This window comes from Pseudomonas syringae pv. cilantro (genome assembly GCF_001293775.1).
GTDB classification, from domain to species: Bacteria; Pseudomonadota; Gammaproteobacteria; order Pseudomonadales; family Pseudomonadaceae; genus Aquipseudomonas; species Aquipseudomonas syringae_P.
In genome coordinates, this window is record NZ_LGLN01000078.1 from 64,034 (window position 1) to 87,076 (window position 23,043).

The 23,043-nt window shown below is 59.4% G+C and carries 17 protein-coding genes; 4 read left to right on the forward strand and 13 right to left on the reverse strand.

Annotated features, from left to right (window positions below; all coding sequences use genetic code 11):
- Positions 1-152: 152 nt before the first annotated feature.
- The 3 genes from ABJ99_RS21875 to ABJ99_RS21890 all read right to left on the reverse strand — a co-directional run bounded on the left by ABJ99_RS21875 (position 153) and on the right by ABJ99_RS21890 (position 3,069).
- Positions 153-1,214 carry an SDR family oxidoreductase gene (locus tag ABJ99_RS21875; protein WP_054087585.1) on the reverse strand — a complete coding sequence of 354 codons (1,062 nt, stop codon included), beginning with the start codon at positions 1,212-1,214 and terminating at the stop codon, positions 153-155.
- Between the two features lie 123 nt (positions 1,215-1,337).
- Complete coding sequence (locus tag ABJ99_RS21880) at positions 1,338-1,700, reverse strand: NUDIX hydrolase (RefSeq protein WP_054087586.1); 363 nt, start codon at positions 1,698-1,700, stop codon at positions 1,338-1,340.
- A gap of 304 nt (positions 1,701-2,004) precedes the next feature.
- Positions 2,005-3,069, reverse strand: a complete 1,065-nt coding sequence (locus tag ABJ99_RS21890) for an NAD(P)-dependent alcohol dehydrogenase (RefSeq protein ID WP_054087588.1) — start codon at positions 3,067-3,069, stop codon at positions 2,005-2,007.
- A gap of 273 nt (positions 3,070-3,342) precedes the next feature.
- Here ABJ99_RS21890 and ABJ99_RS21895 point away from each other — a divergent pair, with 273 nt between their 5' ends.
- Together ABJ99_RS21895 and ABJ99_RS21900 are read left to right on the forward strand one after the other, a co-directional pair.
- Positions 3,343-6,237 (forward strand): EAL domain-containing protein, encoded by a 2,895-nt coding sequence (locus ABJ99_RS21895; RefSeq protein WP_054087589.1) that lies wholly within the window; start codon positions 3,343-3,345, stop codon positions 6,235-6,237.
- A 182-nt stretch (positions 6,238-6,419) separates the two neighbouring features.
- A complete protein-coding gene (locus ABJ99_RS21900) occupies positions 6,420-6,974 on the forward strand; it encodes a hypothetical protein (RefSeq protein WP_054087590.1) in 555 nt (184 codons plus the stop codon).
- Positions 6,975-7,151: 177 nt separating this feature from the next.
- Here ABJ99_RS21900 and ABJ99_RS21905 read toward each other — a convergent pair whose 3' ends face one another.
- From ABJ99_RS21905 to ABJ99_RS21940, 8 genes are all read right to left on the reverse strand, one after another.
- Positions 7,152-8,090, reverse strand: a complete 939-nt coding sequence (locus tag ABJ99_RS21905; protein ID WP_054087591.1) for a carbohydrate kinase family protein — start codon at positions 8,088-8,090, stop codon at positions 7,152-7,154.
- Between the two features lie 36 nt (positions 8,091-8,126).
- Positions 8,127-9,611, reverse strand: coding sequence for a xylulokinase (gene xylB / locus ABJ99_RS21910; RefSeq protein WP_054087592.1), 1,485 nt, complete (start codon positions 9,609-9,611; stop codon positions 8,127-8,129).
- 10 nt (positions 9,612-9,621) lie between these two features.
- Positions 9,622-11,103, reverse strand: coding sequence for a mannitol dehydrogenase family protein (locus ABJ99_RS21915; RefSeq protein WP_054087675.1), 1,482 nt, complete (start codon positions 11,101-11,103; stop codon positions 9,622-9,624).
- Between the two features lie 33 nt (positions 11,104-11,136).
- Positions 11,137-12,243 carry an ABC transporter ATP-binding protein gene (locus ABJ99_RS21920; RefSeq protein ID WP_054087593.1) on the reverse strand — a complete coding sequence of 369 codons (1,107 nt, stop codon included), beginning with the start codon at positions 12,241-12,243 and terminating at the stop codon, positions 11,137-11,139.
- 30 nt (positions 12,244-12,273) lie between these two features.
- A complete protein-coding gene (locus tag ABJ99_RS21925; protein ID WP_007251805.1) occupies positions 12,274-13,107 on the reverse strand; it encodes a carbohydrate ABC transporter permease in 834 nt (277 codons plus the stop codon).
- A gap of 10 nt (positions 13,108-13,117) precedes the next feature.
- Positions 13,118-14,050, reverse strand: a complete 933-nt coding sequence (locus tag ABJ99_RS21930; RefSeq protein ID WP_054087594.1) for a carbohydrate ABC transporter permease — start codon at positions 14,048-14,050, stop codon at positions 13,118-13,120.
- A gap of 85 nt (positions 14,051-14,135) precedes the next feature.
- Positions 14,136-15,458: an ABC transporter substrate-binding protein gene (locus ABJ99_RS21935; RefSeq protein ID WP_054087595.1), complete on the reverse strand. Its 1,323-nt coding sequence runs from the start codon at positions 15,456-15,458 to the stop codon at positions 14,136-14,138.
- 241 nt (positions 15,459-15,699) lie between these two features.
- Positions 15,700-16,605 (reverse strand): AraC family transcriptional regulator, encoded by a 906-nt coding sequence (locus tag ABJ99_RS21940; RefSeq protein ID WP_054087676.1) that lies wholly within the window; start codon positions 16,603-16,605, stop codon positions 15,700-15,702.
- 131 nt (positions 16,606-16,736) lie between these two features.
- Here ABJ99_RS21940 and cobF point away from each other — a divergent pair, with 131 nt between their 5' ends.
- Entirely contained in the window at positions 16,737-17,507 is a 771-nt protein-coding gene (gene cobF / locus ABJ99_RS21945) for a precorrin-6A synthase (deacetylating) (protein WP_054087677.1), read from the forward strand.
- Here the strand turns inward: cobF and ABJ99_RS21950 are convergent.
- Positions 17,504-18,709, reverse strand: a complete 1,206-nt coding sequence (locus ABJ99_RS21950; RefSeq protein ID WP_080378271.1) for a glycosyltransferase family 4 protein — start codon at positions 18,707-18,709, stop codon at positions 17,504-17,506. The two genes, cobF and ABJ99_RS21950, sit on opposite strands and share 4 nt — an antisense overlap.
- 103 nt (positions 18,710-18,812) lie before the next feature.
- Positions 18,813-19,172 carry a response regulator gene (locus ABJ99_RS21955; RefSeq protein WP_054087597.1) on the reverse strand — a complete coding sequence of 120 codons (360 nt, stop codon included), beginning with the start codon at positions 19,170-19,172 and terminating at the stop codon, positions 18,813-18,815.
- A 333-nt stretch (positions 19,173-19,505) separates the two neighbouring features.
- On the opposite strand from ABJ99_RS21955, the gene ABJ99_RS21960 reads away from it, so the two are divergent.
- Complete coding sequence (locus tag ABJ99_RS21960; RefSeq protein ID WP_054087598.1) at positions 19,506-23,009, forward strand: response regulator; 3,504 nt, start codon at positions 19,506-19,508, stop codon at positions 23,007-23,009.
- Positions 23,010-23,043 lie beyond the last annotated feature (34 nt).

Below are 23,043 nucleotides of genomic sequence, written 5' to 3' on the forward strand. Positions count from 1 at the left end.
TAACCAAACATCACTGACATCGCAGAACCGTCGTGTGACGCGGAGCGTCACGAACTGCATGCCGCCGCGGAGCGTCGGCACGATATTCAGGAGCATGACCTTGATTCAGCTGACACCGCAGAACCGCTGTGCAACGCGGAGCGTCAAGCCCCTCAAGGAATCAGCCGATCCCGACGCAGTTTCTCAAACACATTGAAAAACGCATCATCGCTCGCCTCGAATGCCGTAAAGCCCAGCTTGCGGCTTTTCGACATATCCGTGACCACCTCAATCGGACGACCCAGGTCAGCATCAGTGTGCCACGGCGAAATCAATCGGCTGATGTCCGCTTCCTTGAGCTGATGCTTACCGACAATCTCAGTCCACGCCGCCTGATCATTGGCCATCTGCGTTTCCAGCAGCGCCGGCTGATCCGGAAAGGCTGCCGGCTGCAGATCGAAATACCTGGCGATCTGACCCCACATCCAGCTCCAGCGGAACACATCACCGTTAGTGATGTTGAAGGCATGATTAGCCGCCGCCGGAGTGGTGGCCGCCCACAACTGCTGCTTGGCGAGCTGCCGCGCATCGGTCATGTCCGTGAGGCTGTCCCACTGCACGCGTGAGCCAGGGAACACAAATGGTCGACCAGTGGCTTTGCAGATCGACGCATAGACGGCCAGTGTGGTCGCCATGTTCATCGCATTGCCGACCGCGACACCGGTCACGGTGTGCGGGCGATGCACACTCCAGGTGAAACCGTCTTTCTGCGCAGCGGCGAAGACTTCATCTTCCTGCGCGTAATAGAAGTTTTCAATGTCCAGGCGTGGCTGGTTTTCGCGGAACGGAGTTTGCGGCAATGTGCCTTTGCCATAGGCCTCGAATGGGCCGAGGTAATGCTTCAGGCCGGTGACCAGTGCCACGTGCTGCACACTTCCGGCAGGTCGCACGGCGTCCAGTACGTTACGCACCATCGCTGAGTTGACGCGAATATTCTCGGCTTCGGTAGCTTGACGAGACCAGGTGGTAATGAACACATGGGTGGGTTTCAAGTCAGCCAGCGCCGCGTTCACCGACGCCGGGTCCTGAAGATCCGCAGCCACCGGAATCACGCCGGGCACGGTAGACGGGTTACGGGAGAGGGCGGCGACCTGCCAATTGTTTTCCAGCAACAATTGTGTGATCGCGCTGCCGACAATGCCACTTGCGCCAACAACCAGGGCGGTCTGAGTCATGGTGTTCTCCTGAGACGGGGTGAATGTAATGAGCCGTCTTGCTGTCTAGGAACAGCTTGAGGCCATACGGTTCAATCAAATCTCTCAGGTAATCCCTTGAATGAGCGCGTGTTTCTGAACAAATCAGGCCTGTCGGGCGTGTGACTTGACGATGGTTTTGGTCGCCTTGCTGGCTTTCAGATCACCGAGATTCTTCGGCGCGAGCCACTTGCAGGCAGATATCTCGTTTTGCGGCGACGCTTCGATGGAACTGGGCACCTGGGTCATGAAGACATAGTGAGTGACCTGATCTTTCTCGTAGACAGCAAGGTACGAGAGGTCAAGGTTTTCCAGCCCTGTTTCTTCGCTAAGCTCGCGCATCGCGGCCTGAGCAGGCGTTTCGCCAGACTCGATTTTGCCGCCAGGCAATGCCCACCTGGACTTCGGTTTGCGCACGTAGAGGATCTGGCCGTCACGTTTGCAGATGACTGTCGCTCGTTGTTTCATAGTCCGTTCACCTGTTAAAACGTCCGTTGCCATCAATATCTGCAAGGATTTCGTGAACTTGAGATCCAAGGGCAGTCAACTGCAGTCATTGATTTGTAATAAAATTTTTTTGGGGGGGCAGGCCCGGTGCCGGGTCATTAGCGCCTGCGACCTTGCGGTCGATCAACGCTATCGTCAACTTATGGATGAAGTATGGAGCGTCAGTGGGCAAATGCAGGGTTTCAGTTCCCCTGTTGCGACGTACGGAAGGTTTTTTTTGATTGCCGTCCCTGGCATCGTTGTTTTTTGGGCGTTCTTGACGCACTCAGGCCGCTGAAGCTTCCTGCTTGAGGCTGGCCATATCGATGACGAAACGGTATTTGACGTCGCCTTTGAGCATGCGCTCGTAGGCTTCGTTGATGTCCTGCATGGCAATTACTTCAATGTCGGACACGATGCCGTGCTCGGCGCAGAAATCGAGCATTTCCTGGGTTTCCTGAATGCCGCCGATCAGCGAGCCAGCCAGGCTGCGACGCTTGAAAATCAGGTTGAAGACGCTTGGAGACGGGTGCGGCTCGGCCGGGGCACCGACCAGCGTCATGGTGCCGTCGCGTTTGAGCAGTGCCAGAAAGGCATCGAGGTCGTGGGGTGCCGCTACGGTGTTGAGGATGAAGTCCAGGCTGTTGGCCTGCGCGGCCATTTGTGCCGGGTCCTTCGACACCACCACTTCGTCTGCGCCCAGACGCAGGCCGTCTTCGCGTTTGTCCGGCGAGGTGGTGAACAGCACCACATGCGCGCCCATGGCGTGGGCGATCTTGACGCCCATGTGGCCCAGTCCACCGAGGCCGACGATCCCCACTTTCTTGCCGGGGCCGACTTTCCAGTGGCGCAGCGGCGAATAGGTGGTGATGCCCGCGCACAGCAGCGGCGCTACGGCGGCCAGATTGGCATCGTGAGAGATGCGCAAAACGAACTTTTCCTTGACCACGATGGTGTCGGAATAGCCACCGAACGTGTTTTCACCGCCGAATACCGGGCCATTGTAAGTGCCGGTGAAACCGCTCTCGCAATACTGCTCCTCACCTTCGGCGCAGGACGCACAGTGCTGGCAACTGTCGACCATGCAGCCGACCCCGGCGAGGTCGCCCACCTTGAAAGTCTTGACGCCGGCACCTACAGCGCTGACGCGGCCGACGATTTCGTGGCCCGGGACGGACGGGTACAGCGTGTTATGCCATTCATTGCGTGCAGTATGCAGATCGGAGTGGCAAACGCCGCAATAAAGAATATCGATCTGCACATCGTCAGCGCCGGGGGCACGTCGCTCGAACTGATAGGGTCTCAGTACGTCCTTGGCGGACTGGGCTGCGTAGCTGTAAGTCTTGACCATGGGTGTCTCCTTCGGGGTTGAACAGGTGTAACGCTGGACGACAGCATAGTCGAGCCGCGTATTTTCGTGTTTGAGCTGGTGTAACAGCGAAATCCGACCAGCGGGTGTGCAAATGTGCGCTTTGCAATGCGTTCTGCCTCACATGTCGGCATCGCAGCCCCACAGGGCGCTGCCAAAAAACATTGAACTTTGTAACAATGCCGCGACACGCTTGTAACCTTTGGTCATCACCGTTGAATATGACCGCCGCTGGCCCACGCATCTGGTGTTTTCATGACAGTCAATCATCTGGCCACGGGCCCGCACTCGCTGAGCGAAGCATCCGATCCGCGTGTCGCCCCGGTTGACAGTCATGTCAGGTTTTCCGATCAAGTGGGCATTGATGCGCTTTTGAGCGCCTCGCGCCTGCTCATACCGGGCATTGCGTGGGCTGCTTACTCAGCCGGTGAACAGAAATGCCTGCTGGGGCAGGGCGATGGGCAGGCGTGTTGGCCGGCCCATATTCCGTTCGAAGACTTCGAGCCGTTTTGCACGGAAAGGCAATTGCATTGCAGAGTGGCTGGAAAGGGCGAGGCCGTGTTGGGCTGGGTTCTGGCGCCCGTTGCCGAGCAAGGCAACACATTGTTGAATGACCTCGCTGTCCAACTGGGTTCGCTGTTGCAGACGGCAGCGCTGGTACGGGCCCAGAACACCCAACGGGTACTTTACGAGATCAGCCTGCTGGCCAGTTCCACGCTGGATCGGGGTGCCTTTCTTCGCGGGATTCACGAGCAACTGGCCACATTGATTGACGCCGAGAACTTTTACCTCGCGCTCTATGATCGACAAACCGGCAGGATCACCTATCCCTACTACATCGACCGCTTCGATGACGAGGCGCTGGCACCGGAGGCGTTCGAGTTTCTCGACGTCAATCGAATTTCGCTCACCGGCCATGTGTTGCTGTCCGGGGAGCCTTTGTTTCTGGGGGCCTCTTGTATCGAGCAGGCGCAGGCTCAGGGACGTTTTTTCTGCGTCGGCCGTCGTCCCGAGTTCTGGATGGGCGCGCCGCTGAAAAATGCCTCGGATGAGGTGTTCGGCATGGTCGCGATGCAGGTCTACGACGTGTCCCGGGTTTACAGTTCGCCGGACCGCGCCTTGTTTTCGGTGGTTTCGCGTCATGTGGCGATGGCGCTGGACAGGCTGTTACGCCGTACCGATCTGGAACAGACCGTGATGCTGCGCACCCAGCAACTGTCGGCTGCCAATGACGCGCTCAGGCAGGAAGTGCAGGACCGGGAGCGCGCCGAACACTTGCAGCGTGCGTTGTTTCGCATCGCCGAGCTTTCCAGCCAGCCCGGAGACATGAACGAGCTGTTTCACAGCCTGCATACCATCGTCGGCGAGCTGCTGGTGGCGCTCAATTTCTACATCGCGCTTTACGACAACGCAACGGGCGAAGTCACTTTCCCGTATTACATCGATGAATACCAGCTCACATCACCCCGTTCCCGGCGCGGGCAGCGGGGGTTCACCGAATATGTGATCGGTCAGCGCCGACCGTGCCTGATCGATTACGAGAACGCGCGCAAGCTTGAACGCCTGGGTGAAATAGAGGTGCAGAAAAAGTCCAGTCGTTCCTCTTCCTGGCTCGGTATTCCATTGTTCGACGGCGACGATGTACGGGGCGTGCTGGTGGTGCAGAGTTATTCCAAATCGGTCAGCTACACATTGCGTGACCAGGAGCTGCTGACTTTCGTTTCCCGTCACATCGACACCGCACTCTCGCGGCGCAGCGCCGCCGAGGCGATCCACACCGCCAATCTGCGGCTCGAGGCCCGCGTCCGCGACCGCACCCGTGAGCTGGATCAGGCCAATGCCCGGCTTCAATACGAAAACTCTCACGACTCGTTGACCGGTCTGCCGAACCGCAGCCAGTTGCAACAACGTCTGAAGCAGGCGTGGCAGGACTTCTGCGTTCAGGACCGGCAACTGATTGTCATGTTCATCGATCTGGACCGTTTCAAGATGATCAATGACAGCCTCGGGCATCACTGCGGCGACATCTTGCTGATTCAGGCCGCCGAGCGATTGCGCAGTTGCATGCGCGAAGGTGATCTGCTGGCCAGACTGGGCGGCGACGAGTTTGCCGTGCTGGGCATCAATGCCGCGCTGCAAGTAGGCGTGGATATCGCCCAGCGGATACTGACCGCGTTCGAGCAGCCGTTTGTGATCGACGATCACACGGTGTTTTCGTCGTGCAGCATCGGTGTGGTGGGCGCTGATCGCCAGTTTCATCAAGAACCTGCCGACCTTTTGCGTGACGCGGATACCGCCATGTATCGCGTCAAGAATGGCGGGCGCGACAGCTTTGCGGTGTTCAACCAGGCGTTGCGCCGTGAAGTACTGGATCAGGTCGAGCAGGAAGGCGCGTTACGCACGGCCCTGAAATGCACGGATCAACTGATCCCGCATTTCCAGCCGGTAATCTGCACCGCCACAGGCGAGTTGCTGGCGCTGGAAGCGCTGATCCGCTGGCGGCAGCCGGACGGGCGCATCATCGCGCCGGAAAGTTTCCTGCCGGCGCTGGAGGGGCTGCGACTGATCGGCCGCCTCGACCTGTACATGCTCAAGCAGGTCATCACCATTCTCGCTCAGCCCGAGAACGGCGACTGGCCGCCCGTGCATGTGAACTGCTCCAGCTACAGCATTACCCGCCCGGCCTTTGCCGCCGAAGTGCTGGCCATGCTCGCTGAACAGGGCGTTGCGCCCGGACGCCTGTGTCTGGAGCTGACCGAAGGCGCGCTGGTCGCTGATCCCGAGCAGGCACGGCTGTCCATGAAGCAACTGGCGGATCAAGGCATGTCGGTGATGCTCGATGACTTCGGCGCTGGCTTTTCATCCCTCAGCTATGTGCATCAGTATCATTTCAGCGGCTTGAAGATCGACAAGTCGTTCATCCTCGGCCTGGCGTCCAGCGTGCGCAGTCGTGCCATCGTCCGCGCGATTGTGCGCATGGCCGAATCGCTGGACCTGACCGTGGTGGCCGAAGGCGTCGAGGACCTGGAAACCCTGGAGCTGCTGCGCGAGATCGGCGCAGCGCAGGCACAGGGTTACTATTTTTCGGCGCCGGTGCCGATGGAGCAGCTGCAAGTTTCAAGCGGCAAGCTTCAAGCCAGGAGCCTTTAGATTGCCGCTTGCCGCTTGCCGCTTGCCGCTGCCACTAGCGGCAATGCCTGGCTGTTTTTTGACGGTGGCTGGTCGGGCGTCTTCAGGCGACGCCATGCAAATCAACGGGTTAGCTATTTCACGCGTACTTGGCACTGGACTTGCTGTTGAACTTGCGCAGCATGTTCATCGGGAGGTGAAAGATGATTATTGGCACAAATGCGCTTGAGCAGTTGGTGTCCCGAGCGGTTGGCGGGCGCAAGACTGTGGACGAGGTGTCTCAGGACGCTTTCAGCGCGGTCGCCGCTGCTGGCCTGACTTCAGGTACAGCCCCGGTCACTCAGCAAATCGGCAACTCGACATCGCAAGACAGCAAGCAGGACAGCAGCGGTTACAACGAATCTTTCGCCCGCATGATGATCAACCTCAAATCTGCCGGTGATACGTCGCTGTCGGAGAAGACGGGGGATCGTGATAACGGTTTCACGGGATCGATAGCTAACGTTGCCAGCACCACTGACACCGGGTCGACAGGTTCGGTAGAACAGAAATTCATGGACGCTCTGAAGCAGACAGCTGAAGAGAAAGTGCGCGAGAAACTGACCGGCATCAGCCAGAAATCCTACGACGCCATGGCGCCTCAGGACCAATTGGCGATCGACCAGAAAGTCCAGGACGCGCTCAAGGACAAGCAGAACGATGTGGCGGATGATATCAATACGCGCATCAGAGGGATCAAGGCCGGAATGGTGGCCTGATCGAGGTAGCCTGTTCAGTTGTTTGTTCGTTGACTGTAATGGCCCCTTCGTGAGCAAGCTCACTCCCACAATCGGAATGCACTCCGATTGTGGGAGTGAGCTTGCTCACGAAGGCTATGCTCGATGCAGCGCAGCAGGAATGGAGCTGCACGGTCTCTTGTCTTTTTCTGAAGCTTTTTACCCCAATTGATGCCGATACGGCAGATCCGGGCCGACCTTGGTACAGGTCAGCGCAGCTGCGCCGACGGCAAAATTCAGCATTTCGTTCAGGGTTTCTTTCGACAGCGTTGACAGCGCCTCTGGCGTGTCCAGCTGGCGTTCACTCAGGAACGTCAACAGCGCCGCCTGAAATGTATCTCCAGCGCCCACCGTATCCGCCGTCACCACGGTTTTGGCGGGCACCGACCAGGTGCCATGCTGGCGGGTGAACACGCTGGCGCCCTGTGTGCCTCGGGTCACGATCACCAGTTGAGTCTGCTTACCTAACCAGCCCTCTGCCAGTTGCTGCGCATCACTGTCCGGATACAGCAGGTGCAGGTCTTCGTCGCTGACCTTGATCAGATGAGCATGTTCGGCAAAGGCCGCCACCTGGGTGCGCCAGCGCTGAATGTCCGGCGCCGGGTTGAGGCGCACGTTGGGGTCGAGCGAGATCAGCCGGTTGGCGCTTTCCCGGGCGACCAGTGCCAGCAACGTGTCGGCAATCGGCTGCACGACCAGTGAGAACGAGCCCACGTGAACCCCGCGGACCTGCTCGCCCAGCGCAGGCAGGTGCTCAAGGCGCAGTTGTCGATCTGCGCAACCATCGCCGCGAAAGCTGTAGGTGGGCGAACCGTCGCTGCCCACCGCCACCATGGCCAGCGTGGTGGGCGCATCGAAATCGATCAGGTGCTCGGCCGCGACCGTTTCCTGCTCCAGCACCGCCCGCAAACGACGGCCCAGATAGTCGGTGGATAGCCCGGCGAACAGGCCAGCCTCCACGCCCAGACGACGCAGGCCGATGGCGACGTTGAACGGCGAACCACCGGCAATTGCGTCGAACCCTAGTCTGTTGAGAGAGCCGCCGTCGTCAGGGCGGGTGAAAATATCGAACAGTGCTTCGCCGCAAACCAGAAACATAAGTGCTCCATGAAAAGACCGGGTTCAAACTTCGCGTTATTGTGCCTGATGTAGCTGTGCCTGGTAGCGCTGGTAAACCTGCTGATAAGCCGCCACATTCTGCCTGACAGGACGGGTTTCGCTGCCCTGATCGAGACTGACGCAACGGTCGCAGAGTTGTTGCAGGCTTAGCGTCTCGCCAGTGCTCCTCGCGACGCACCAGGCCGCCTGGATCGCCGCGCCCAACGCTGCGGCCTCTGAATGATCGGTACAGATCACCGGCGTGTCCATGATGTCAGCAACGATCTGCCGCCACACCGCGCTTTTCGAGCCGCCGCCGATCAGTCGGATTTTCTCGCTTCTGATACCGCTGTCCCGCAGCAGATCGAGCCCGTAACGCAGCCCGAATGTAGTGCCCTCGACCACCGCCCGGCTCAGGTTGGCCTGTGTCAGGTTGGTGCTGTCCAGTCCGATGATGCTGCCGGTAGCGTCGGGCAGGGCCGGCACGCGCTCACCGTTGAGGAAGGGCAGCATCAGCACACCTTCAGCACCAATAGGTGACTGAGCGACCGCCTGATTGAAGCCCTTGATATCCAGCGCAAACAGCTCGCGAATGGCCGAAGTCGCGTTGGTCAGGTTCATGGTGCAGATCAACGGCAGCCAGCCGCCTGTCGATGAGCAAAACGTAGCCACCGACTCATGCTCGCTGACCCGTGCCTCAGCGGCATAGGCGTACACCGTGCCCGACGAGCCGAGGCTCATGGTGATCAGCCCCGGCTGAATGTTGCCGGTGCCGATTGCGCCCATCATGTTGTCGCCGCCACCGCTGGACACCCGCGCGGCCGGGTTCAGGCCCAGCAGCGCGGCGATTTCGGGAAGCAGCGTGCCAACCGGCGCGTCGGCTTCCAGCAAGTCCGGCAACGCCTTGCCGAGTCGGCCGCTCGGGTCGATGTGGGCCAGCAGCGGCAGGTCCCACTCGCGGCTGCGAACGTTGAAATAGCCGGTGCCCGATGCATCGCCGTATTCCGTGCAGGCGCGCCCGGTCAGCCAGTAATTAAGGTAATCATGCGGCAGCAGTACTTTGTCGATACGTTCGAACACCTGCGGATACTGTTCTTTGGTCCACAGCAGTTTGGACACGGTATAACCCGGCGCGATGACCAGACCCAGGCGCTGCAAGGAGCCCTGTGCGCCGCCCAGATACTCCAGCAGACGCTGGTTTTCCGGGGCCGACTCGGTGTCGCACCAGAGTTTCGCCGGACGCAGTACCTGGCCCCGATCGTCGAGCAGCACCAGCCCGTGCTGCTGGCCGGAAACGCCGATGCCCTGAATCTGTTGCCCGGAGACGTCGGCCAGCGCCAACGCTTCGCGGACCGCCTGCTGCAGCGCATTCAGCCATTGCTGCACGTCCTGTTCACGACGACCGTTGTGGTCGCTGATCAGGCTGTGCGGCGCTGAACCTTCGCCCAGCACCTTGCCGTTTTCGGCATCCAGTAGCAGCGCTTTGGTGCCTTGGGTCCCGCAATCGATGCCAAGAAACATGGCGCGTCCCTCAGAGGCTTTTGGCCAGCAGTTTTTCCAGTGTGCCACTCACACCCAGTTCGCGTAGATCACGGAGGTTTTGCTCGAAGGCCGCGACGAACTCGGCGGATTGTGGAATAGCCAGGCCGAAGATCTCTTCGACGTTCAGCAAGCGCTGGGTAATCAGTGCGTCATCAGCCACCAGTGCCTGACAGAACTCGGCGCGCGGGTCGGGAATTTTGTAGACCGCGTCTTTTTCGTCGACGCCCTTCAGGTACAGCGCCCAGGCCGCGACGACTAGCGAAGCGCGCTCGAGATTGCCCTGATCGACGATCAGCCGGTTGATGGTCGGTATGGTGAATTTCGGGAATTTCGACGAGCCGTCCGAACACACCCGCTCCAACTGATCGGCAATCGCCTGATTGGAGAAACGCTCGATCAGCGTGTCCTTGTAACCTTCCAGATCGATACCGGGCACCGAGGCCAGTTGCGGGGTGACATCCAGGTCCATATAGGCGCGGATGTAACGCACGAACAGTGGATCGTTCATGGTCTCGTGCACAAAACGGTAGCCCTTCAGAAAGCCCAGGTATGTCAGAGCCAGATGGCTGCCGTTGAGCAGTTTGATCTTCATCTCTTCGTAGGGCGTGACGTCGTCAGTGAACTGCACGCCGACGTGTTCCCAGGCAGGTCGGCCGCTGACGAACTTGTCTTCCAGCACCCATTGCACGAACGGTTCACAGACCACCGGCCAGGCGTCGTCGATGTGCTTGTCATCGGCCAGCTGCTGGCGATGGGCTGCGCTGGTCATCGGCGTGATGCGGTCGACCATGGCGTTGGGGAATGTGACGTTGGCAGCGATCCAGTCGTGCAGCGCAGCGTCGCGCAGGGCCGCGAAGGTCAGCAGCGCCTTGCGCGCCACTGCGCCGTTATGCGGCAGGTTATCGCAGGACATGACAGTAAACGCCGGCGTACCTTCGTCACGGCGACGCGCCAGCGCTGCGCAGAGGAAACCGAATACGGTTTTCGGCTGCTCCGGGTTGGTCAGGTCGTGCTGGATCTGCGGCAGGTGGGCCATGAACTGGCCGTTGCTGTCGTCGATGCAATAGCCGCCTTCGGTGATGGTCAGCGAGACGATGCGAATCTCTGGGCTGGACAGCGTGTCGATCAGCGCCTGTGGGCTGTCTTCGGCCAGCAACATGCCGCTGATCGAGGCAATGATGCGGGTTTTGGTGTCCGGCGTATCGCCCAGTTCATAGAGCGTGTACAGGTAATCCTGTTCGGCCAGGGCATCGCGCACGGCGCGGTCTTCTGGTCGCAGGCCGACCCCGCAGATGCTCCAGTCCAGGCCTTCGCCACTGTTCATCAGCGCATCGGTGTAAAACGCCTGATGCGCACGATGGAAACCACCGACCCCGATGTGGGCAATGCCCTGGCGAGTGTTTTCTACGGCGTAGGCGGGCAGGGCGATATCAGCGTCCAGCTGTGACAGATTCTTCTTGTTCAGCTTGATGTGTTGAGCGGACATGACAGGGTTCTCCGGGACTCAGGCAGCGACGGTCTGCAAGGTTTTGGCAATCACCAGACCTTGTGCGTCGAACAGGTGGCAATGGGCGCTATCCAGATGCAGGTTCAGCGTTTCGCCGTACTGGCTGGCCAGATCGCCACGAATACGCAGAGTCAGCGGCTCACCAGAGCGGGTTCGCACGTGGCAATACGTATCACTGCCCAGGCGTTCGCTGACATCGGCGATGACCTGCAACTGGCAATCGCCGTCCTGCGCCAGGTTCAAGTGTTCCGGACGAATGCCCAGGGTGACCGCGTCACCGACACTTCGCCCTGCGCCGTTGACCGGCAGGTTGATGCGCGTGCCGGCGTCCAGTTCGACTTCGCATTCTGTGCCGCTCACCCGGCTGATCTTGCCTTTGAGGAAGCCCATTTTCGGCGTGCCGAGAAAACCGGCCACAAACAGGTTGGCAGGGTGGTGATACAGCTCCAGCGGCGAGCCGACCTGCTCGACCTTGCCGCCGTTGAGCACCACCACTTTGTCGGCCAGCGTCATGGCTTCGACCTGATCGTGGGTGACGTAGATCATCGTCGCCTGCAACTCTTTGTGCAGCCGTGACAGTTCGAGTCGGGTCTGTACGCGCAACGCGGCATCGAGGTTGGACAACGGTTCGTCGAACAGGAAGATTTTCGGGTTGCGCACGATGGCCCGGCCAATCGCCACACGCTGGCGCTGACCACCGGACAGTTGCTTGGGCTTGCGCTCCAGTAGCGGGCCGAGTTCCAGAATGCGGGCCGCTTCGTCGACTTTCTTCTTGATCTCGGCCTTGTCGCCACCGGCCAGGTCCAGTGCAAACGACAGGTTCTTGCCGACCGTCATGTGCGGATACAGCGCGTAGGTCTGAAACACCATCGCCAGATCGCGTTTGGCCGGAGTGACCTGGGTGATGTCGCGGCCATCGAGTTCGATGGTGCCGGAGGTGACTTCCTCCAGCCCGGCGATCAGCCGCAGCAGGGTGGATTTGCCGCAGCCCGACGGGCCGACGAAAACCACGAATTCCCGGTCTTTCACGTCCAGATCGATGCCCTTGATGATCTGATGACCGTCAAAGCCTTTTTGCAGGTTTCTGATGCTGAGGTTAGCCATGGTGGACTCCTTTTTATTCTTTGGGCCGGGCTATTTGACAGCGCCGAACGACAGGCCGCGAACCAGTTGTTTCTGACTGATCCAGCCGAAAATCAGGATGGGTGCGCACGCCAGGGTCGACACCGCTGACAGCTTGGCCCAGAACAACCCTTCGGGGCTGGAGTAGGACGCGATCAGGGCGGTCAGCGGCGCGGCGGCGGACGAGGTGAGGTTCAGTGACCAGAACGCCTCGTTCCAGCACAGGATCAGCGACAGCAGCGCAGTCGAAGCCAGGCCGCCCTTGCAGATCGGCATCAGTACCCGGAAGATTTCCTGGCGGGTGCTGGCTCCGTCCAGTCGCGACGCTTCGAGGATTTCACCGGGAATGTCCTTGAAGTAGGTGTAGATCATCCAGACCACGATCGGCAGGTTGATCAGCGTGTAAATGATGATCAGTGCCAACCGCGAATCCAGCAGGCCGAAGGTCTTGGCCAGCAGGTAGATGGGCATCAGCACGCCCACCGGCGGCAGCATCTTGGTCGAGAGCATCCACAGCAGCGTGCTTTTGGTCCGCTTGGTTTCGAAGAACGCCATGGAGTAAGCCGCCGGTATGGCGATCAGCATTGCCAGGGCGGTGGCGCTGAAGGAAATCAGCACCGAGTTCCAGGCAAAGTGAAAGTAGTCGCTGCGCTCCTGAATGTGCAGATAGTTCTCCAGCGTCGGGGTGAAGAACAGTTGCGGCGGCGTGGCGAAGGCGTCGATCTCGGTCTTGAAGCTGGTCAGCACCATCCAGAAGATCGGGAAAAACACCACTGCGGCGATAATCCAGGACAGGGTTCCGAGCAGCAGGCTTTGCAGGCGGCGTGATTGCTTGAGGGTCATCATGGCAAGGTCCTCATGACTTGTCGGTGAGGTTTTTGCCGATCATCCGGATCAGGATGATCGCCGCGATGTTGGCAATGACCACGGCGATAAGGCCGCCCGCCGAGGCCATGCCGACGTCGAACTGCAGCAGCGCCTGGATGTAGATCAGGTACGCGAGGTTGGTCGAGGCAAAACCCGGCCCGCCATTGGTGGTGGTAAAGATTTCAGCGAACACCGAGAGCAGGAAGATCGTCTCGATCATCACCACGACCGCGATAGGGCGAGCCAGATGCGGCAAGGTCAGGTGCCAGAAGATCGCAATGGGACCGGCACCATCCAGGCGCGCTGCTTCCTTTTGCTCCTGATCCAGCGACTGCATGGCGGTCATCAGGATCAGAATGGCGAATGGCAGCCATTGCCAGGACACAGTGATAATGATCGACAGCATCGGATAATGCGCGAACCAATCGATCGGCTCGGCACCGAAAAACTTCCATACCGCAGCCAGCACGCCGGACACCGGATGAAAGATCAGGTTTTTCCAGATCAGGGCGCTGACCGTCGGCATGATGAAGAAAGGCGAGATCAGCAGGACGCGCACGATGCCGCGACCAAAGAATTCGCTGGCCTCGAGCAGCGCCGAAATCAGCATACCGAGGATCACACTGATCGCCAGCACACTGCCGACCAGCAACAGGGTGTTGCCGGCGCCGGGCAAAAAGCCGCTGTCGGTGACGAAATACTGAAAATTCTCCAGCCCGACGAACTCGTTTTCGCCCGGTGACAGCAGGTTGTAACGAATCAGCGAGAAATAAATGGTCATGCCCAGCGGCACGATCATCCAGATCAGCAGCAGCGCGACGGAAGGGCTGACCAGAAACCAGCCCGGTTTGAATCGATGTTGCTTGAGTGGGGGCTGATCGCCGGACAGGTCCGTGCGTTCAGGAGTGGCTGAGGTAGTCATGGGGAGCTCCGAACCGGATTGCACGAGGTGATGCGCAAGTGGGCGACAGAGCGCAAGCCGCAGCCTGCGCCCTGATGCCGGACGTTTACTTCTTCGGGTAACCCGCGCGTTTCATGTCCCGCTCGGTAGCGGTTTGTGCATTGGCCAAGGCTTTTTCAACCGTGGCCTGGCCGATCAGTGCGGCAGAGAACTGCTGGCCGACACTGGTGCCGATGGCCTGGAACTCAGGGATGGTGACCAGTTGAATCCCGACATAAGGCACGGGTTTGAGCGTTGGCGCCTTGGGATTGGCCACCTTCAGCGATTCCAGGGTGATGTTGGCAAACGGTGCGGCTTTCTTGTACTCGTCGGTGTAGGTCGAGGCGCGGGTGCCCGGCGGTACGTTGGACACGCCGTCGGTGTCGGCGACCAGCCTGGCGTACTCTTTCGAGGTCGCCCACTGAGTGAACTCGGCAGCATCTTTTGCATTCTTGGCACTGGTCGGGATCGCCAGCGACCACGAATACAGCCATGAAGAGCCCTTGTCGGTCACCTCATGCGGTGCGTAGGTAAAGCCTACGTTGTCAGCCACCTTGCTTTGCTTCTTGTCGGTGACGAACGAGCCGGCGACGCTGGCGTCTACCCAGATCGCGCACTTGCCGCTGTTGAACAGCGCAAGGTTTTCGTTGAAGCCGTTGCTCGATGCGCCCGGCGGGCCGGACTGTTTCAGGGTGTTGACGTAGTAATTCAGCGCGTCCTTCCACTCTGGCTGATCGAACTGCGGTTTCCACTGCTCATCGAACCAGCGTCCACCGTAGGCGTTGGCCAGCGTGGTGATCAGCGCCATGTTCTCGCCCCAGCCCGCCTTGCCGCGCAGGCAGAGGCCGTACTGTTCCTTGGATTTGTCGGTCAGTTTGCCGGCGAACTCGGCAATCTGCGTCCAGGTCGGGCGCTCCGGCATGGTCAGACCGGCTGCCTTGAACAGGTCGGTGCGGTAATAGGTGATCGACGCTTCGGCGTAGAACGGCAGGGCGAACAGCTTGCCGTCCACTGACAGACCGTCGCGTACCGACGGGAAGACGTCATCCAGCGCGTAGCTGGCCGGCAAGTCCTTCATTTCCTGCAGCCAGCCTTTCTGACCCCAGAGCGACGCCTCGTACATGCCGATGGTCAGCACATCAAACTGGCCGCCCTTGGTGGCAATGTCCGTGGTCAGACGCTGGCGCAGGACGTTTTCTTCGAGTACCACCCACTTGAGTTTGATATCGGGGTGAGTCTTTTCAAACTCGCTGGAGAGGCGTTGCATGCGGATCATGTCGCTGTTGTTGACCGTGGCGATGGTCACGGTGCCGGCCGTGGCGCTGCCACTGAACACGAAACAGGTACTGAGGACGGAACTGGCGAGCAGAAGTTTTGCTGAGGTCTTCATTGATCACTCCTCTTCCACGCCCAGTGAGCAGTAGAAGGATGGTTATTGTTTTTTTCTCTTCCGGAGGTGAGGAAGATGTGCGCTGATTACAACGGCGTTCGGTCTGAAAGACAAATCCTGCACCGCACTCCGGCTGATACTTTTTTGCACACGCCAATTGAGCAGCGATGCCGCGCAATCGCCCTCGGACACGCTTTGAGGCAATGGCAGCGTAGACGAAGATTGCGCGGCGAGGGGCAAATCAGTACAGGTTTTGCTCGGTCAGACGCTGTACGGCGAGGCGGCGATAGTGCGAGGGCGTCATGCCCTTGAGCTGCTGAAAGCGCCGGTTGAAGTTGGAAATGTTGTTGAAGCCCGACTCGAAACACACGTCGGTCACGGGTTTGTCGCCATCGGCCAGCAGCTCACAGGACTTGCTGATGCGCAACCGGTTGACGAACTCCACGAAGCAGCGCCCGGTGGCCTGCTTGAACACTCTGGAAAAGTAGGTCGGCTTCATGCCCAGATAGTCCGCGACTTCCTCCAGCGGCAGTTCGCGGCTGTAATGGGCAAAAATATAGTCCACGGCGCGGTTGGTGCGGTCGACACTGTGTTCGTCGGCGGTATGCGCGACTGCCGTGCCCGACAGCAACTGGTAGTCGTCGCTGCTAGCCAGCAACTCGAGCAGAATGAAAAAGTGCCCCAGGCGCGTGACCCCGCTTGAATCAGCGATCTTCTGCATCTGCTTCATTGCCTGGCGAATCGTGCGCTTGCAGCGGAATTCGATGCCGTAGCGGGCGCGCTCCAGCAGTGGCGTGAGGGTTCTGAGCTCGGCAAACACCTGATTGCCGCGTTCCAGCAATTCATCGGTAAAATTGACCAGCATGTCGCGCTTGGGAACCACCTGACCCTCTTCGATCTGGCTGATCCAGTTGTGCGGCAGATTAGGACCGGTGAGAAACAGGCTGGCAGGGTTGAAATTACCGATGTAGTCGCCGACAAAGACTTTGCCGGAACTGGCGACAATAAGGTGCAGCTCGTATTCCTTGTGGAAGTGCCAGCGCACCAGCGGGCAGGGGAAACCGTGCTCGCGATAGATGATCGACAGGCCGTTGTGATCGTCCATCAGCTCGTAGGAAGGGTCTGCAATTCTTGTTGTTTTATTCATGGCGTCGTCATGTTCAGCAAGTGCCAGGGCCATAATGTGCCTGATTTTTTACATCAATGCGCAATCGTCAGCCAACTATCGCCTGCGATCAGGCGTTCGCCATGATTCGCCACACGGGAGTGTACCGCTCGATGAAACAGATTCTTCTGATCGGCATGGGCGCTGGTGACCCCGAGCAGATTACCGTGCAGGCGATCAACGCCCTGAATCGTGCCGGGGTGATTTTCGTGCTCGACAAGGGCTATATCGACGACCAGCTGCTGCAACTGCGCAAGGCTGTCTGCGAGCGCTATATCACCCATCAGCATTACCGGATCGTGCAGGTTCAGGACCCTCGGCGCGAAAACGATTCAGAGCATTACGCGCGCGGCATCGAGCACTGGCATGAGCAACGCGCGGTGTTATTCGAACGGCTGATCGGTGATGAGCTGAACGAGCAGCAGGTCGGCGCATTTCTGGTGTGGGGCGATCCGTCGTTGTACGACAGCACGCTGCGTATTCTGGACCGGGTGCTGGCGCGGGGCAGGGAGGCGTTCGACTATCAGGTGATTCCCGGCATTACCAGCGTCCAGGCGCTGGTAGCCCGGCATCGGATACCGCTCAACCGGATCGGTGAGTCGATCCACATCACCACCGGCCGACGCCTGGCGGCAATGAGCGACGACATGCCAGACTACGTGCCAGACAATGTGGTGGTGATGCTCGACGCGCATTGCAGCTTCGAGCGGCACGTCGGGCAGGGGCTGGACATCTATTGGGGCGCCTATCTGGGCACGCCTGACGAAATACTGATCGCTGGCAAGCTCGATGATGTCTGTGAGCCGATCAAGCGGCTGCGGGCCGAAGCACGCAGCCGCAAGGGCTGGATCATGGATACGTACCTGCTGCGCAAACCGGCTTAGCTGTTTTCATCCTTGTGGCGATTCTTGGCTTCGATCCATTGCGCCATGTATTTGGTGCTTTTGTGATGGTGATGCCGAAGCATGGCGCCGGTGAAGTTGGCCAATCGATGGGCTGGCAGGTTGCTGCGCAGCGCTTCGATGCGTTCTATCAGGCTGGTACTGTGCTGCTGGTGCCGGTAGCGTGCCTGCAGCAGTACCCAGCCGGCGCGTTGCGCTTCCAGCCACGCCCTGCGGTCGCGGTAGAGCTGGACGGCCGACGCGGCGATCTGCGCCGGTTCGCTGGCGATCAGGCCCGGCCATGGCAGCCCGCCGCTCATGGCTTCTGCACCAATGGGCGTGGTCACTGACGGGGTGCCGCACAGCATGGCGTCCATCAGTTTGCCCTTGATGCCGGCGCCGAAGCGCAATGGGGCCAGGCAGACGCGTGCTTGCGACATGACCTGCAACGCATCTTCGGCCCACTGCATGATGTGAAAACCCTGCGCGGCATTGTGTAGCGCAGTGGCCTTGGGCGGCGTGTAAGCCCCGTAGATGTGCAGTTGCGCGTCGGGCAGTTGGTGTCTGATCAACGGCCAGATGGCGGTTTTCATCCAGAGCACGGCGTCCCAGTTGGGCGCGTGGCGGAAATTGCCGATGCTCAGAAAGTGCGCGCGCTCATCGAACGGCCTGGCGTTATCAGGCACGCCGTCGATCATCAATGGGCACCAGTGCAGCAACGACTCCGGCAGCCCGAACTGAGCGGTCAGCAAGTCGATCTCCACGTCTGACGTCATCAGGTTGAGGTCGCAGCGATACAGCGAAGCAACCTCGCGCTGTGCCAGGTCGCTGGCGGCGATCTGCCGGAACAATTCGGCGTCTGACGATTCGAAAAGACCGTTCAGATCGTCTGGCCGCTCTTTGAGCATCTGATGCCGAGCATGACGCAGGCTCTGGAAATCAGAAGTCTCCAGAATGCGCAGGGCGTCCGGGCATTGCTGCTCGACGCGCCAGCCGAATTGCTCTTCGATCATGAACTGATCGAACAGCACCACGTGGGGCTGCAGCCCGGCAACAAAGGTGTCGAACGTGCCACTGTTAAGGGCTATTCGAACCTCCTGAATGCCCAGGCTGACCAGATCGGCGCGGTGCTCGCCTTCCGTGGCCGGACTGGCAAACGTGATCTGCCAGTCGTGCTCGAGAAAGCACTGTATCAGCTGCATCATGTGCCCGCTGGCTGCAGACGAGCGCGGCTCGGGCCAGACGTAGCCGATGATCAGCAACCGGTTTTTTGTGTCTTGGCGGGGAGGGGCAGAGGCAGCGTCGAGACTAGACAAGAATGCTTTTTACCTTGTCGCGCAACTGGTCGATGGAGAACGGCTTGCCAATGGAGTGCATGCCGGGCGGAACGTCGATGTTTTCGGAATAGCCGCTGGCGAACAGGACCGGCAGCTGCGGGCGCAGTTCGATAACCTTCATGGCCAGCGTGGTGCCCTTCATGTCGGGCAGCCCCTGATCGGTCATCAGCAGGTCGATGCGATTGGCGGAATCCATCACCAGCTTCAGTGCGGAGGTAGCATCTTCGGCCTCGAGGACGCTGTATTCCAGCTCTTCGAGCACGTCGACAATCAGCATGCGCACAATGGTGTCGTCCTCGACCACAAGGATGGTGCTCGCTGCGTCCGGCATGGTTGACTCCTTAAAGCCTTGAATGGGGTTGAAACTGAAACAGCGGTGAATGCCTGGCATTCTGCTCTGTTGGCTCGGCATGACCGAGCCTGTTCTGTACGCGATCGTTACAGTCTATGTATCAGTAAGTAAAAACGCCAAGGAAGTTCAATCGTTGAACAAATACCGGGAATCGTGGCGACAATTCACGGTCCATGCGTCACGCACACAGATGTTCGCGAGCTTATCGCCGATTTATGTGTGAAATTTCAATCCTCTAAGTGAGAAATGAGAGTGTTTTTCGCAGGTTTGCGGCAAACTCTGTCGTTTTGATCCATTTGCCAGGGATATTTCATGAATCGGACGTCTGTCGTCGACGAGCTGCGCTTTCGCAAGTTACTGGGACGTAACGTAGGCTTGCCGTTGGGTGTGGGAGTGCTGAGCGCAGTCTTCTTCATTCTGTTGATCAGTTATCTGCTGTCGGCAATACAGTGGGTCGAGCACACAGACCGGGTCATTAATAACACCAACCGCTCGATGAAGCTCTCCATCGACATGGAAACCGGCATGCGCGGTTTTCTGCTGACCGGCGATCAGCACTTCCTTGACCCCTACGAGGTGGCCAAGCCTTTGCTCGCAGCCGAGCTGGAGGGCCTGAAGAAGCTGGTGGAAGACAACCCGACGCAACAGGACCGATTCCGGCGCCTATCCACCCTGCAGCAAGAGTGGAATGCGTTTGCTCAGGAGATGATCGATCTGCGGCGCACCAACGGCGACTTTCAGACGCCCGTGCTGGCCGGGCGCGGCAAGCGCATCACCGATCAGATCCGCACCGAGTATGAGCAAGCGGTGGAAATGGAGCAGCAACTTCGCCTGACCCGTAACGCCGAGGTCACGCACAGCACTGTTCTTTCGGTTTCGCTGTACCTGATTTTCGTGGTGATTGTCAGCGGTATCCTGGCTTATATAGGCCGCAGAGACTTGCTGTCGCTGTCGGACACCTACAGTGAAAACCTGAGGTTGCAGGAAATCAACGCCGAGCGTCTGCAGAAAGTCGCCTGGCTGCGCAATGGTCAGAGCGAGCTGGCGGAGCAGGTGCTTGGGCAACTGACCCTCAACATGCTCGGCAATCATATATTGCAGTTTCTGACCCGCTACCTCGGCGCTTCGGTGGCTGCCGTTTATATCCGGCAGGAGCATGGCGGTCTGGCGCGCGTGGCTTCTTACGGTTTTTCCCGCGAGCAGGAACAGCAGGCGCAAATCATCCACAGCGATGAGGGCATCGTCGGTCAGGCTGCGCGCCAGAAACGGATCATCACCCTCGACGAATTGCCGGAAAGCTATTTCAAAGTGGCCTCCGGTCTCGGTGAAGGATCACCCCGCAGCGTGATCGTGGTGCCGACCAGTAACGACGATCAGATCAACGGGGTTATCGAACTGGGCTTTTTGCGGCCGTTGACCGAGCAGGACGTCGAGTTTCTCGAACTGGTGTCCGACAACGTCGGCACCTCCATCGAAGCCGCTCGTTATCGCCAGCGTTTGCAGGAAGTGCTCGCCGAAACCCAGCAGCTCAACGAAGAATTGCAGGTGCAGCAGGAAGAGTTGCGCACCGCCAACGAAGAACTGGAAGAGCAGTCGCGTATTCTCAAGGAGTCGCAGACGCACCTGGAAACCCAGCAGGCCAAACTGGAACAGACTAACGAGCAACTGGCCGAACAGAGCAAGGCTCTGGCTGAACAGCGCGACGCGCTGGACCGTAAAAATGAAGAGTTGAATATCGCTCAGTCTGAATTGCAGGCCCGGGCAGACGAGCTGCAACGCTCCAGCAAGTACAAATCCGAATTTCTCGCCAACATGTCCCACGAACTACGCACGCCGCTCAACAGTTCGTTGATTCTCGCCAAACTGCTGGCCGAGAACCCTAAAGAGAACCTGACGGTCGAGCAGGTCAAGTTCGCCGAATCGATCTATTCGGCAGGCAACGACCTGTTGAACCTGATCAACGACATTCTGGACATCTCCAAAGTCGAAGCCGGCAAGCTTGAAGTGCGCCCGGAAAACAGCAGCGTGCCGCGCCTCGTGGAAGGCTTGCGCACCTTGTTCCAGCCGCTGGCCACCGAGAAGAAACTGGCGTTCACGGTCGATATACAGGCGGGCGCGCCGACCATGCTGTTCACCGATCGCCAGCGTCTGGAACAGATTCTCAAGAACCTGCTGTCCAACGCGATCAAATTTACCGAAGCGGGCGCGGTCAGCATGATCGTCTCCCGGCAGCCGGGTGCGGGCATCGTGTTCAGCGTGCGCGACTCGGGGATCGGCATCGCGCCAGAGCATCAGCAGGGCATTTTCGAGGCCTTTCGTCAGGCCGACGGGACGACCAATCGGCGTTATGGCGGCACCGGGCTGGGGCTGTCGATTTCCCGGGATCTGGCGGCATTGCTGGGCGGATCGATCAGCGTCACCAGTGCGCCGGGGCAGGGCAGCATTTTCACGCTGGTGCTGCCGGAGCACTATGCCGAGCACGCTTCTCCCGAGGCCGGTATTGCCCCGGCAATCGCTGCCCCTGTCGCGTCGCGCCTGCCTGCACCCGCTGCACCGGTCATTCAGCCGCCCGCACCGGTCGAGCCCGCGGCGCCGGTATTTGCCGATGACCGAGACAAGGCACCGTTCGAGCGGCGCTGCATTCTGGTCATCGAGGACGAAGTGCGATTCGCGCAGATTCTGTTCGATCTGGCCCATGAACTGGGCTACGACTGTCTGGTTGCGCACGCTGCCGATGACGGCTTCAACCTTGCCGCGCGCTATACGCCGGACGCCATTCTGCTCGATATGCGCCTGCCGGATCACTCCGGCCTGACCGTGTTGCAGCGCCTCAAGGAACTGGCACCGACCCGGCACATCCCGGTGCATGTCATTTCGGTCGAGGACCGTCAGGAAGCGGCGCTGCACATGGGCGCCATCGGCTACGCCGTCAAGCCGACCACCCGCGAAGAACTCAAGGATGTGTTTGCCAAGCTGGAAGCCAAACTGACTCAGAAGGTCAAGCGCATCCTGCTGGTCGAAGACGACGCACTGCAGCGTGACAGTATCGCGCGGCTGATTGGCGACGATGACATTGAAATCACCGCAGTAGGCTTTGCTCAGGAAGCGCTGGACCTGCTGCGCGATCATGTCTACGACTGCATGATCATCGACCTCAAGCTGCCGGACATGCTCGGTAACGAATTGCTCAAGCGCATGTCGACGGAAGATATCTGTTCGTTCCCGCCGGTCATTGTCTACACCGGGCGCAACATGACCCGCGATGAAGAGGCCGAGCTGATGAAATATTCGCGCTCGATCATCATCAAGGGCGCACGCTCGCCCGAGCGGCTGCTGGACGAAGTCACGCTGTTTTTGCACAAGGTCGAATCGCAACTCTCCAACGAGCGGCAGAAGATGCTCAAGACCGCACGCAGCCGGGACAAGGTGTTCGAGGCGCGCAAGATTCTGGTGGTCGACGACGATGTGCGTAACATCTTCGCCCTGACCAGTGCGCTGGAGCACAAGGGCGCCGTGGTGGAAATCGCCCGAAACGGGTTCGAAGCAATTGCGAAGCTCAACGAGGTAGAAGATATCGATCTGGTGCTGATGGACGTGATGATGCCCGAGATGGACGGTTATGAAGCCACCGTCGAGATCCGCAAGGACCCGCGCTGGCGCAAGCTGCCGATCATTGCAGTGACTGCCAAGGCCATGAAGGACGACCAGGAACGCTGCCTGCAGGCCGGCTCCAACGATTACCTGGCCAAGCCTATCGATCTGGATCGCCTGTTTTCGCTGATTCGTGTCTGGCTGCCGAAAATGGAGCGTATCTGAATGAATGCCGCCATGCCGGGCTGCATTCGTGACA

Excerpts from the sequence above, each read along its gene's own strand:
- ABJ99_RS21875 (WP_054087585.1), bottom strand. The coding sequence starts at position 1,214 with ATGACTCAGACCGCCCTGGTTGTTGGCGCAAGTGGCATTGTCGGCAGC.
- ABJ99_RS21880 (WP_054087586.1), bottom strand. The coding sequence starts at position 1,700 with ATGAAACAACGAGCGACAGTCATCTGCAAACGTGACGGCCAGATCCTC.
- ABJ99_RS21890 (WP_054087588.1), bottom strand. The coding sequence starts at position 3,069 with ATGGTCAAGACTTACAGCTACGCAGCCCAGTCCGCCAAGGACGTACTG.
- ABJ99_RS21895 (WP_054087589.1), top strand. The coding sequence starts at position 3,343 with ATGACAGTCAATCATCTGGCCACGGGCCCGCACTCGCTGAGCGAAGCA.
- ABJ99_RS21900 (WP_054087590.1), top strand. The coding sequence starts at position 6,420 with ATGATTATTGGCACAAATGCGCTTGAGCAGTTGGTGTCCCGAGCGGTT.
- ABJ99_RS21905 (WP_054087591.1), bottom strand. The coding sequence starts at position 8,090 with ATGTTTCTGGTTTGCGGCGAAGCACTGTTCGATATTTTCACCCGCCCT.
- xylB (WP_054087592.1), bottom strand. The coding sequence starts at position 9,611 with ATGTTTCTTGGCATCGATTGCGGGACCCAAGGCACCAAAGCGCTGCTA.
- ABJ99_RS21920 (WP_054087593.1), bottom strand. The coding sequence starts at position 12,243 with ATGGCTAACCTCAGCATCAGAAACCTGCAAAAAGGCTTTGACGGTCAT.
- ABJ99_RS21925 (WP_007251805.1), bottom strand. The coding sequence starts at position 13,107 with ATGATGACCCTCAAGCAATCACGCCGCCTGCAAAGCCTGCTGCTCGGA.
- ABJ99_RS21930 (WP_054087594.1), bottom strand. The coding sequence starts at position 14,050 with ATGACTACCTCAGCCACTCCTGAACGCACGGACCTGTCCGGCGATCAG.
- ABJ99_RS21935 (WP_054087595.1), bottom strand. The coding sequence starts at position 15,458 with ATGAAGACCTCAGCAAAACTTCTGCTCGCCAGTTCCGTCCTCAGTACC.
- ABJ99_RS21940 (WP_054087676.1), bottom strand. The coding sequence starts at position 16,605 with ATGAATAAAACAACAAGAATTGCAGACCCTTCCTACGAGCTGATGGAC.
- cobF (WP_054087677.1), top strand. The coding sequence starts at position 16,737 with ATGAAACAGATTCTTCTGATCGGCATGGGCGCTGGTGACCCCGAGCAG.
- ABJ99_RS21950 (WP_080378271.1), bottom strand. The coding sequence starts at position 18,709 with ATGATGCAGCTGATACAGTGCTTTCTCGAGCACGACTGGCAGATCACG.
- ABJ99_RS21955 (WP_054087597.1), bottom strand. The coding sequence starts at position 19,172 with ATGCCGGACGCAGCGAGCACCATCCTTGTGGTCGAGGACGACACCATT.
- ABJ99_RS21960 (WP_054087598.1), top strand. The coding sequence starts at position 19,506 with ATGAATCGGACGTCTGTCGTCGACGAGCTGCGCTTTCGCAAGTTACTG.